This window comes from Haloarchaeobius amylolyticus, assembly GCF_042678045.1.
In the GTDB taxonomy this organism is placed as follows: domain Archaea; phylum Halobacteriota; class Halobacteria; order Halobacteriales; family Natrialbaceae; genus Natrinema; species Natrinema amylolyticus_A.
On sequence record NZ_JBHUDI010000011.1, the window covers coordinates 12,816 to 24,573 of the forward strand.

Annotated in this window: 8 protein-coding genes; all 8 read right to left on the bottom strand. The window is 62.8% G+C overall.

Translation table 11 applies throughout. The annotated features are described in order from the left end of the window. Position 1: 1 nt before the first annotated feature. Positions 2 to 679 (bottom strand): CIS tube protein, encoded by a 678-nt coding sequence (locus tag ACFR99_RS16155; RefSeq protein ID WP_390289396.1) that lies wholly within the window; start codon positions 677 to 679, stop codon positions 2 to 4. Continuing rightward, entirely contained in the window at positions 680 to 1,213 is a 534-nt protein-coding gene (locus ACFR99_RS16160; RefSeq protein ID WP_390289399.1) for a hypothetical protein, read from the bottom strand. Between the two features lie 3,969 nt (positions 1,214 to 5,182). Then, positions 5,183 to 6,310, bottom strand: a complete 1,128-nt coding sequence (locus ACFR99_RS16165) for a hypothetical protein (RefSeq protein ID WP_390289402.1) — start codon at positions 6,308 to 6,310, stop codon at positions 5,183 to 5,185. A gap of 375 nt (positions 6,311 to 6,685) precedes the next feature. Then, positions 6,686 to 7,912, bottom strand: a complete 1,227-nt coding sequence (locus ACFR99_RS16170; protein ID WP_390289405.1) for a putative manganese transporter — start codon at positions 7,910 to 7,912, stop codon at positions 6,686 to 6,688. Positions 7,913 to 8,082: 170 nt separating this feature from the next. Continuing rightward, positions 8,083 to 9,417 carry an NrfD/PsrC family molybdoenzyme membrane anchor subunit gene (gene nrfD, locus ACFR99_RS16175; RefSeq protein WP_390289407.1) on the bottom strand — a complete coding sequence of 445 codons (1,335 nt, stop codon included), beginning with the start codon at positions 9,415 to 9,417 and terminating at the stop codon, positions 8,083 to 8,085. Positions 9,418 to 9,866: 449 nt separating this feature from the next. Beyond that, positions 9,867 to 10,349 (bottom strand): GNAT family N-acetyltransferase, encoded by a 483-nt coding sequence (locus ACFR99_RS16180; protein WP_390289410.1) that lies wholly within the window; start codon positions 10,347 to 10,349, stop codon positions 9,867 to 9,869. Positions 10,350 to 10,471: 122 nt separating this feature from the next. Continuing rightward, positions 10,472 to 10,951, bottom strand: a complete 480-nt coding sequence (locus tag ACFR99_RS16185; protein ID WP_390289413.1) for a GNAT family N-acetyltransferase — start codon at positions 10,949 to 10,951, stop codon at positions 10,472 to 10,474. 90 nt (positions 10,952 to 11,041) lie between these two features. Continuing rightward, positions 11,042 to 11,338, bottom strand: coding sequence for an SUI1 family translation initiation factor (locus ACFR99_RS16190; RefSeq protein WP_390289416.1), 297 nt, complete (start codon positions 11,336 to 11,338; stop codon positions 11,042 to 11,044). Between the last annotated feature and the right edge of the window lie 420 nt (positions 11,339 to 11,758).

The following is an 11,758-nucleotide window of genomic DNA, read 5'->3' on the forward strand; positions in this document are numbered from 1 at the left end:
GCTACAGTGGTGGTAACTCGAGTGTCTCACCCGTCTCGAGCGCGCGGGGGTCCTCGATATCGTTGTGGTCCGCGATGGTCCGCCAGTGGGCGGCATCGCCGTACTCTTCGGCAGCGATCAGCCAGAGGGTATCCCCGTCAGTGACCGTCCAGACCTTCGTCTTGTCAGTCGACTCCGGCGACACCTCCGACTTGAGGTAATCGGCCGTCTTGTACTCCATGAACACGACGTTCACGCGAGCGCGGACGGGAACGCCGCTCGGCAGGAACTTCGTGAACTGCTTGTTCGCCCGCTGGAGCAACGCGGTGAAATCGATGCCATCACCCCAGACGAACCGACACACCGGCGGTGCGTGTAACTCACCGTCGACCGACAGGAGCGTATCGATGTGCTTCGTGTATCGCTCGCGAACGTCCACCTGCTTCGTGTCAGGCGAGCCGTCCGAATCGAGTTCGTCGGTCGTGTCGAAAAACAACTCCATCGAGAGCGTCTCCGCATTGCCATCGACGAACTGCATGATCGACGCCCCCGAGCCGGTCGCTTTGAGATCGCCGTAGTTGACGCTCTTCTCGAGCGTGTAGGCGTTCGGGTTGAACGCACACTCGATCGTTTCGCCCTTCTGTTTCCCGTTGAGGATCATGAGCTGGGCTTTTTCGAGTTTGCCGCTCCGGGCGCTCATCTACAGTCCCCTCCGATCGCGCTCGATCCTGATTTTCCGCTCGAGTTTCCGATAGAGCTCTTGGATGGCACGGTCGACGTCGGCGTCGAAGCGCGGATCCGTCCCCGATGGCACGTCGATGCCATCGAAGCGGTGCCGGCGATGATGGGTCGAGTCAGGAGCGGAGCCGGCGCTATCCGCCGGCTGCCGATCCGGCCGTTGGATCGAGGGGTGGTACCGATCGTCCGGTCGCGGTCGCTCGTGGGTCCGAGTCCCTGCCGGGCCACGATGTGGCGGTTCCGAGGTCTGATCGGGATCTGAACGGGACGGGGTGGTCGGTGGGTCACGCTCGTCGCTGACTCGTGTCGGCGCGTCGAGTTCCGATCCGCGTCGGTTTCGATGCTGCCGTCGCTCTCGACTGGACTGCCGTGAGACGGGGCCACCAGCAGTTCTGGTCGACGTGGCTGTCGCAGCCGACGTGTCGTCGGTCAACTGCTGCGAACTGTCCCGGTCGGCGGCTTGCGTGGCCGCACCTGACGCAGTTCGGTACGTCAATGATGGGCGTCCCGCTGCTGCGTTCGGTTGCATTCCGCTTTTCATCACGTTCTCCAAATTTGATTCAATACTATTAATTATTGTTTTATGTTCTACGTTCGCGTATGCTCCCGACCGGTGCTTTCGTGCCGACGAAACGAGCGCAGTTACAGCCGTTTCCGGCCCCGCAACTCGAGGATGGAGGATAAGCGACGGAGCCGCAGGACGGTCGCGATCGTGGCCGGACTCGTCGAGCGACCGACCGACCGCAATGCCCGTCGTCGACGACCGGCGTCGCAGACGGCGGCTAGGCCGACGCCGCCGATCGCTGACCGCAGCCGTGTTCGCGACCAACGGCTGGGACGGGAACGTCGTAGCCGAGTCGGACGTATCGGTACTGACACGGCCGTCGATTGCGTCGGCGGTGGCCGCGACATGGTCACTCGAGAGAGCAGTCCCGGCGCGATCCAGCTGCGACACCACGGCTGTGAAAGCCGGCGTCGTCCGCCGAGCCGAACTCGAAGTCAATCCGGTCGTCCGAACGCGGCGGCTCGATGCGGTTCGACCACCGGATCTGGACACCGAGGGGGCGCGTGACTGTCCTTCGCGACCGTCCAGATCGGTCGTCGACTGATCTGGACGCACACGACGGCGGTCCACCGATGACCGACGTCGTCGCGGACTCGTCAGGGTCGGTCTCGAACGAGCAGTTCGAGCGCGGCCAACGGCGGCTCGAGTTGAGAGGGCGGCGAGACCCGTCGACGATACCGGTAACGCCGTTCCGACTGACAGTGAGTGACTGTAATCGTCGCCACCGGTCCAGCGAATCCGGTGCTCGCCTCGCGTTCTTCCCACGGTCGAGAGAGTAGCACTCGAGCGCAGCCCCTTCCTCGGCGGCGCGGTCGAGGCGAGATCGGAGTCGACCCTACCAGAGGCTCCGGCGCCGAGTCCGGATGGAACGTCGTTCGACGAGACTCGTCTTTCGCCGCTCTGTGTACGCCGTGTCCACGACGAAGCCCGTATCCGGGCCGCTACGGAGGTTCCCTGCGAGGGCGACCGCCCGTCTCGGGTCGGCACGACCCCGGTTCGACCATGCCCGCTCGATTCGGCCCTCGGACCCGAGGCGGACGAGTCCCACGACATCGGCGCGCTCGAGTGCAGTCTCACACCGGCTGGCCGGTCCCTCGAGACCGCTCGTTCTGTGCCGGCCGTCGGCTCCGGCGATGTGATCGCCGGAGACACCGGTGCTGTCGTCCGGTCGGGCAAGCGGGACCGGAATCGATCTTCAGTATCCGGTCGGCGCACTGTTATCCGGTGGTGCACGTCGAGTGCGTTTGCGTCCGGCTGGTAGCGGTGGTCCGGCGGCTTGCCAAACGTACTGCCAGGAGCGGGGGCTGTTTGCTCTTCGGGTTCACGGGCCCCGGACGCCGGGTCCGTCGTGTTACTGCCAGCGGTCCTGTCCCGGCTCCGGTCGGCTGTGAGTCGTGCTCGAGACGCGCTGGCAGACGTATTCACGGACGGAGCCCGCTGTGATAGTCTCCGGATTCCCCGTGGAGCACCGGCAGCGTCGTCGGTGGTCCCGATTTCGCGTCGGAATCGGCGTGACTGGCCGGGCCACTGAACGGGTGGTCGTGCCACTCGCAACCGCATCGAACTGCACGAACCCGTGAGCGTGCGGCGCGAACCGCGGCGCGGCAGTGTTCGGACGGGTCGCGGAGCGTCGAACCGCCTCGGCCTCGTTGCTGCTCGTTGCACTGGCTGTGATCCGTCTCGTCCGCTTGATGGCGGTCGTGGTTCGGCGTCGTCCGACGCCGTTCTCACAGCCGCCGGCCAGTGTCGGTCCGGCCGATCGGTATCGACGCGAGCCACGCTGACCGGAGACGGAATAGAAGCGGCGATCAGTGACTGGCCCCAAACTGACCGACCCGAACCGCCACTGGCTCGGTCAGCCGTGTCGTCCGTGCTCGGTCTACGGGCGGTCGGTCCGACAGCAGTGTCGCTCGCTGCTTGCAGCGACAGGGGGCCGCGAGGCAGGTTACCTCGATCCGATGGGGCGCTCTCGTCGACTCGTGATTGCGCCACGTCGGGTCGGGGAGGCCATATGTCGTCGGTTGGACGCCGTGTGTCGATCCCGAGACCGTGGCGGAGCCGTCGGTCGCCGAACGAACGAGACGGATCTGCGATCGGCGATGCAGTTGCCGACGGACGAACGATCCCAGTTTCAGTTGCATGCTGGAAACGGTGAGACTGCTGGCCGGCAGTAACTCCTGCTGCATCGCTGTCCCGACGTATGGCAGACGGCAACCCTACCCGACCGCTGGGTTCACGTCGGTCAAGAGTAGTGACCGACGACCGCACCGGAGCTACCGACTGAGCGACCGGTCGCTGTTGTGCCGTGAGAGGTGTGAAATCGGCGGGCGCTCGAGCCACCGGCTCGGAGACCGCACGATCACGCCGAGCAGCCGCGTGCGTGCCGTGAGACGCGACCGAGGCGAGGCGAGCCGACTCGGTCTGTGGGTCCTCGCGGCCCGCGGTCGAAGGAGGTCGCTCGAGCGGTGACTGCTGTGGACGCAAACTGTGATCCGTGGAGACCGATGGGACGAGAACGCCGGTCGTAATCGGGACACACGACGAGGGTGATCGATCCCTCCCTCCGTCTCGACTCCCGGTCGTGAACGGTCACGATACTGGCGCAGCGCCACTCGATCGCGATGACGCACCGAACGATGCCAGACAGGATCTCGTCGCTCGTCGCCCTCGTCATGGAAGCGAGCAGGTACGTCTCGGTTCGCTATTTGAACAGCCGAATCGCTCCCGGCGCGACGTCGCTGTCCCCTGTCGTATGAGCCGGCACCGACATGCTGTGTCTCTGCCCACTCGGCTCGCGTGTTCGGGATCAGCTCACCGACCTGCTGTCCGGTCTGCTGGACTGCGAGTTCGGTCGTGATATCGGAACGGGTGCCGACCTGACTCGAGGGAGAGTGAACGACCGACAAGGAGACTGTCCTGTGCGCCGATGATACTGTTCGAGCGACGGGCGCCTGTGACGAGCGTGGTGCAGCCACGTTGGACGGTACGCTCGAACGGCGACTGCCATCCGCAGTGAGCGCACCCAGCCCGGCCGTGCTGTCCCCTGTGACTGCCGATCGTCCCACGATCGTCCGAGACCGTCGCACGCGTCGTGGCCGTTTCTCATCGGACGCAACCTGTCGGCTCGCAGTCCGTGTGAGCACGGTCGTGTCTCGACGACCCTCACCGCCTGCGACGGCACGCGTGCGATCGCTGTGTATACCGTGGTGTCCAACAGCGACAGACAGCTCGAGCGATTGCTGTGGACCCGCACGCGAGGTATTCGCTATACTGGTGGTCGAGCGCGTCGCACGCATCGGATCGGTGGCAGGTGACTGGCGAGCGCTGCTGGACCGATCGGGACGGTCCAACCGGCTGGAGGGAGTGAAAGGCGAACTCGAGCCCTCACGGGTGTCCGTTCCCGGCCGTGCAAACGGGGACGGAGCCACGATCGAACCCGCCGACTTGTCGTCCAGCGTTTCGTCAGGACGAACTGCAATGGCCGGGAGAAACGACAACGCGACCGGGCTCCGCTTCCGCGCGATACGGACACCGAGGCCGCCGATCAAGCGGTCGGGCGTCAGCGTCGCGATAGTCGTGACGCTGGTGTGGAGACAAGCGACTGTTGGCAGACCGCTCGACTCGACACCCATCGACGAGTTGTCCGTCGTCGACCACTGGCGAGTTACGCTGACGTTCCGCACTGTCGACGTGCACGCGAGGCGATCACGATTCCCGATCACAGTCCATCCAGTCCCAGCACGTGGTCAGCGGTGGCTGCTTCGCCGCTGTCTCTGCTCTCGACATCCCTGTTCATTCTTTTACTAACATATTGTAATTGGTTTATTTAATAGTTTGTGCCATCATATATTCCTGCAATAAGAAGGAGGAGTGCTTCCAACGGGTGAAATCGCGACGGTGCTACTCTTGGCGTGTCGGTTCGACACCCACTGCGACCGGCTGTCGGGTCGCGTCACGGAGGCGCTCATGATCACGTGGTTCAGTCCGTTGCTGGAGGACGAACTGCTCGCCGTCCCGTGTATAGATCGTCGGGTGTTCACTCCCCTGTTTGAGTGTATACCCGAGCGGAAGCGCCATTGCAGCGTCGTTTGGCTCGAGCAAAAACGACGCTGGAACCCCGAACGAACAGCACGCACCGGGCCCAAGTGTGACGTCGACATCGAACTGATAGCGGTCACGGTTGGTGTCCCGAAGCTTCGCCCGTGCGAGGTCGACGGGGTCGGTTCCGGCGTTTTTGATCGTTAGTTCGCGGTCCCCCTGGCGTTCGGGGCTCGAGACCCCGACGATCGTGAGGGCGGTCCGGTTAGTGATCGTCGACTCGTAGCGGTTGTAGACGAGGACCGTTCCAATCAGCCACAGGAACACGGCGAGGACGGCAGTCTGAAGCGGTGTTAGCATCACGTCGGCCCATGGGAGCCACGAGAGGAGCAGACGAATGCCGATGCTTCCCAGGACGGCCCCGACGAGGCCCACGATACCAGCGAGCGTGCGTGTCTGGAGGAGTTTGAGCTGTGCGTACCCGGTCGTGATCAGTGCCGACTCGAGCGCGGATGGCGAGTCATCCGCAGTTTGAGTGCGGCGCTGGCGGCGTGTAACGACGGTCGCGGTGGGCCACGCAACCAGCACCCCCACCGGGACGAACGCCAGCGGAACCAGCCCAGCGACGGTAGCGACGCCGAGGCCGGTTGCAACGAGTGTTCCACAGACCGCACCAGCGATGAGTGCCTGTGCCCATTTCGACAGCTGTTGCCACTGAGTGGCGAGTGAGTCCGCATACCGTCGGTATAGCAGATAGCTGCCGACCGTGACGATCGCAAGAACGACGATTGTACCAATCAGGGCGAGCCACGACGTAGTTTCCCAGCCACCACCGGGACCGCTCGAGGGAACCACGGATTCGATGGCGCCTGTCACGACGGCCACAGCGAGGACCGACAGCATCAAAAGCAGCGCCACGGCAACCGGTCGAGCAACTGGGGGGAGCCGCTTTCGGACGGTCGTTGAAACCTGTGAGAGGCGACGCATCATCTCACCAACTCACCCTGGCTGTGCCACTGGCGGGCAATCCGGTGGTTCCCACACGAACTGATCGCGTGCGTTGTCCGTTGGCCATCATAGTCGTACGACGCATGCGTTAATTTATAATAACTATTCAAACTATTAAAATATAGTGGAGTGGAGTAGTATGAGAGTGTTGTGTTGGATAGAACAAGACTGATAGCCTGTCGACGAACCCGAAAACGTGATTGGGCAGGGGGAGATGGGACGCCGAATCAGGTTCAGAGACACGTGACTCAGCGATACCGAGGAGAGACGTGCAGTGGAATCGGTGGGCGACGAACTGCTCGAGAAACGGACCGCAAAGAGCAACCAGCGACGACAGCTGTCGGACCCCCTACTCGCTCACAGCACGCCGAATCCGAACTCTGCCAGTCCGAAAACGGGGCCCCAGAGCAGGTCGAGTGCGACGCCGACGACGACGGCGGGCAGGAAGTTGTAGATCGTGGCGACGACCGCGGCCCTGGCGTCGACGGCAAGCAGCGGGAACAGGGCGTCACCGTCCTGAGCGATCGCGTTGGCAGTCAGCGCCGAAAAGGGCAGTCCGCCCTCGGCGTAGACGCTGGCGAGCAGGATCTGGGGGCCACAGCCCGGGATCAGCCCGACGGCTGCACCGCCGAGCGGGGCCAGCACGCCCGCCGCCGCGGCGAAAGTGGCGACGTTCAGTCCCGTCAGGAGCACGGCGTACTCGTACACGAGGAAGGCCACGAGTACCCAGACGGTGACGAAGCTGGTTTCCATCGCGGCGTGGGTGAGCGTATCGTAGGTCGAGCGAAAGGAGTCTCGAGCCCGTGCGATCTCGCCCTCGCCGACGTAGTGGCGGCCGATCAGGTAGAGATACAGCGACAGTACCGCACCGGCGATGCCGACGACAGTAAAGAGGCCGTCGAAGCCGACGCCGACCTCGAGTGCGACCTCGGGGCCACCCCGAAGCAGGTAGAGCGTCCCGAGGACCAGTCCGGCGATGGCGGCCCCCCACCACGCAACGTGTGCGAGATGGGAGAGTGGTGTGAGAACTCGAGAGCGACGATCCGGCCCCGTCTCGTGGGCGTGGGTAGGCGCTGGCCCGCAGTAGTCGTGGGCTGGATTCGGCGTGACACCGCCGTTGACGGCAGTGCCGCCGTCGGGCCGCGCGGCCGGTGACAGTCGCGCGACGGCGGCGTCGACCCGTGAGACACCGAGGCCGACGGAGTCGACGAGATAGCCGGTCGCGACGGACGCCGCGAAGGCGATGGCATAGGCGTACAATGCGGCCTCGGGGGCGAGCGCGAGGATGACGAAGGCCGAGTCGCCGGCGGTCGCACCGAGCGTCGCGACGACGGTTCCGAAGCTGACCGTCCCACGGACGTACAGCGGCATGACGACGATCGCGCCGCCACAGCCAGGTGTCAGTCCCAGTAGGCCACCGAAGAGCACCTGCAGTCGCTCGTTGTCCTCGATCGCGCTGATGAGCGCGCCGTCGGTCCGATACTGGACGAAGCCGAACGCAAGGACCGTCACCGCGACGAACGCGCTCACCTGCACGTAGCCGTCTCGGAGCGACGCGAGCAACACGTCCAGCAACTCGTTCATGGCACCTCACTCGTGGTTTGATAGATGGTGAAGCGAATTTTAGACATCTCTAAAAGCAGGTTTAGCATCATCAGGTAAATAGCTGCTGGTGACCCGTGTCGGCGGGTCGAGGACACACTGATTCCGCTTACAGCCGGTCGACAAAATGCGAAAACGGGGACGACTCGCCGCTACTCGTGATCGTTGATGGATTCGTGGCCGTCACGCAGGTGTTCGATCGCGTGGAGTTCGACCACGGGGAAGATCTTGGCGACGGTGAGGAAGAACAGACTGACCATGCCAATCGTCCCGAGGATCGACAGGACCTCGATCAGCCCCGGCACGTAGACGCCCGGGATGGCCTCGTAGATGTCGAAGGTGGGATGTAAGAACCCCTCGACGACGAACAGGACTTTCTCGAGGATCGTCGCGGTGAGGACGGCAAGGCCAGCGATAATGGCTCGCTGCCTGGTAAATAGCGCCGGCCGAATCGCCTGGGCGAAGATGTACGACAGCGTCAGGAAGACCAGCGACATCGACGTGAGGTAGATGGGGTTGGTGGCTCTGGCGAGGGCTGCGATAGTCAGGTCGATAGGGGCCTTGAAGAGGCCAGTGATGTTCTGTTGGAGTTGCAGCCACAGGAAGAGGAGACAGAAGAACCCGAGCCACAGCAACAGTCCGCGAAAGATGTCGTCAGTGATGATGTGATCCCAGTCGTACGCGCGCCGAAACGCGAACGAGAGAATAATCACGCCGCTGATCGCCGACGTGAGCGCGATCGTGAGGAACTGCGGCCCCTGCACGCCGCCGAACCAGGTCGGATAGTTCGGCAACACCGCGAACAGCCACGGAATAACGCCACCGTGGAGCAACAGCGGTGCCATAATGATAATCGCGAGCGCGACCCACCAGACCATGCGCTCGATGATCGCGTCTTCTTTTTTCGTGTAGCCGATCGTCATGACCCGATAGATCGGATCGAGCCGATCGGGCAGCTGATCGCGCAGTCGGGCCACGTCGTATCGAAGCGTGAGCCCGAGGTAGGTCGCCGTCAATACGAAGTAGGCCGTGATGACGGTCACGTCCCACACCAGCGGCGAGCCGTGAACCGTGATGTGGTAGTGACCGATAACGCTGGTGACCATCCGGTCGGGCCGACCGAGGTGGACGATAATGTAAAAGCCCGCTGCGGAGAGCCCGCTAAGAGTCAGCAACTCGGCGAGCCGGGCGACCGGCATGTACCGGTCCATGCCCAGCAGGCGGACGGCGGCCGAGAGGATGATCCCGCCGTGGGCGATCCCGACCCACCAGATGAACGCGCCGATGTAGATGCCCCAGGTGGCGCCGCCGCCGCTGCCCCAGTCACCGAGGGCCGTGACGACCAGCCCCTGCTGAAGCTGGTAGGCCCACCCCACGAGAAAGGCGACAAACGCCAGTCCCGCAATGGCAACCATGAGGAAGTACGTTGTCGATGTCGATCCGATCGGCCGCAGGATATCGGCCTCGCTGGGCGTTTTCGTCCCCATCGTGCTACAGCCCTGCACACCGTCGCCCCACTTGCGTCCGTGCGGTGCATTTGCAAGGTCGTGATTTGATACCGATGGTAGCACCGCTACCTGTGAATGTTACTCGATTCTATGCACTGTGATACCAGCGTATCGAATCGGACCAGCAGCCGTTTCTGTTTCATAGTAACAACTGAAACGATTTCCACACCGATCGCACAGCAGTCGTGCGATCGGGCGTACATTGACGTTCAGTGGCTACTACAGTATGTAGCGAGCGGTACTACCAACGGGCGATAGACGTCTCCAATCCGACTGGGGTTCCTCGAGCAGCGGTCCACACCATTACAGCGGATAACGAACGGACACTACAGATGGCATAGCTGCTGTTCGAGTCGTCCTGTTCGAACGATGGCCGCACCGTCGGAATCGCCACCCGAGCCAGACATCCGTCGATTCGACAGCTGCCGTTACAGCTCGAGCGTGTAGACCACCTCGCGTCGCTTTTCGCCGCCGATTTCGACGTCGTCCTCGTCGGTCGGCTCGAAGCCGTGGGTCTCGTAAAACTCCCGGCCGCCCTCGTTCGAAGCGAGGTCGATGGCGCGCATCCGTTCCATGTTGAAGTCCCGCAAGTCCTCGCGCAGCCGCTCGTACAGCGCGGTACCGATACCCTCGCCCTGGTGGGCCGGGTGGACGGACATGCGCAGGACGTCTCCCTCTTTTTCGCTGACAACGCCGTGGGTGAAGCCGACGATCTCACCGTCTTGTTCCGCGACGAGGAAGGCCGTGCCGGGTTTCGTCAACGCCGTCTCGAGCGCCTCGTCGCTGTACCACTCCTCGATGGTCTCGTCGATTGTCTCAGCATCGAGTTCGTCGTAGGTATCGTGCCAGGTCTCGCGGGCGACGGCTCTGATCCGGTCGCGGTCGTCGTGGCTCGCTGGTCGTATCTCCATACCGTGGGTTACGACAGCGAGCAGCAAAGGAGTTACACCATCTCAGTTAGGTGACGGCAACTGCCCTGTCGGCTGACAGCCGAGATCAGCGGCCCGGTCGGACAGGTGAGTAATCTCGTTGGCTACGATACGTCGTGCGTGTAGACGGCTTCGGGGTAGTACTCGCCGTCGATCTCGACTTCGCCCTCGTCGGTCTGTTCGAAGCCGAGTCCTTCGTAGAACGCGCGGCTGGCGTCGTTGAACGCGAAGTCGAACGATCTGACGCGATCGACGTCGTAGGATTCGAGTTCCTCCATCAGCCGCTCGTGAAGGGTCAACCCGATCCCCTCGTTCTGGTGGTCTGGGTGGACGTACAGCCGAAGGATGTCGGCTTTGTCACCCTGGGCAACTGCGTGGGTGAAGCCAACGAGTTCGCCGTCGGCTTCGGCAACGAGAACGATCGTGCCGGGTGCCTCGAGCGGCATCGAGTCGTCGGTGTACCAGTTGTCGACGGTTCGGTCGATCATATCGGCCTCGAGTTCGTCGTAGGTATCGTGCCAGGTCTCGCGGGCGACGGCTCTGATCGCCTCGAAGTCGTCGGGTGTCGCGGATCGAATGTCCATACCTCATCATTGAATGTCGAGTATAAATAACTCCGTGCCGTCAAAAGGCGACATCCGATCAGCAGGTGCCCGATCGACCCTGTGAATCGCTCACTCGCGTATCTCGAATCCTCGATCGCGCAGGAGATCCGGTACGCGGTCGCGGTGGTCACCCTGCAGTTCGATTCGGCCTTCGTCGACCGTCCCACCGGTCCCCAGCGCGCTCTTGAGATCCGACGCGGTCGACTGAAGTTCCGACTTGGACAGGTCGAATCCCTCGATGATCGTCACCGGCTTGTCGTAGCGTCGTTTTTCGATCCGCAACGAGAGTACCTGCTCGGCAGTCTCGAGGTCTCCCTGCGTGTCCAGTTCCTCGAGCAAGTCGTCGAGGTCGTCTTCGTCTGCCATACGATGACATAGCTGTGTGGGGGGATAGTCCTGTCCCTGCTGTCGCAACCGGTCGTTTCTCGGCTGGACACGACGCCGCTACGGGGCCATCGCAGTGCCACGAACGTACGTTACTGACTCGACACAGTTACGATAGCATCCTTTCAATATCGACTGTCGAGAGAACGTGATTCTCACGACGACCCGTGATAATGTTAATGTTTGTACACCCGCAATCGCTAGAAGAGTGGGGATCCAACGATGGGTGTACTGAAAACACTACGCAGAAAAACCGACAGTACAGGGCTATACGAATGCCGAAACTGCGGCGAAAAGCTCGCGCATGACAGCGAGCGATGCCCGAACTGTGACGCACAGGAGATCGCTCACTACGAGTTCTGAGCGGTCTACCCAGCCGACCCAGCAGGTAGAACACCACCG

Coding starts and splice junctions, on each gene's coding strand:
- nrfD (WP_390289407.1), bottom strand. CDS start 9,417: ATGGGGACGAAAACGCCCAGCGAGGCCGATATCCTGCGGCCGATCGGA.
- ACFR99_RS16155 (WP_390289396.1), bottom strand. CDS start 679: ATGAGCGCCCGGAGCGGCAAACTCGAAAAAGCCCAGCTCATGATCCTC.
- ACFR99_RS16185 (WP_390289413.1), bottom strand. CDS start 10,951: ATGGACATTCGATCCGCGACACCCGACGACTTCGAGGCGATCAGAGCC.
- ACFR99_RS16170 (WP_390289405.1), bottom strand. CDS start 7,912: ATGAACGAGTTGCTGGACGTGTTGCTCGCGTCGCTCCGAGACGGCTAC.
- ACFR99_RS16165 (WP_390289402.1), bottom strand. CDS start 6,310: ATGATGCGTCGCCTCTCACAGGTTTCAACGACCGTCCGAAAGCGGCTC.
- ACFR99_RS16180 (WP_390289410.1), bottom strand. CDS start 10,349: ATGGAGATACGACCAGCGAGCCACGACGACCGCGACCGGATCAGAGCC.
- ACFR99_RS16190 (WP_390289416.1), bottom strand. CDS start 11,338: ATGGCAGACGAAGACGACCTCGACGACTTGCTCGAGGAACTGGACACG.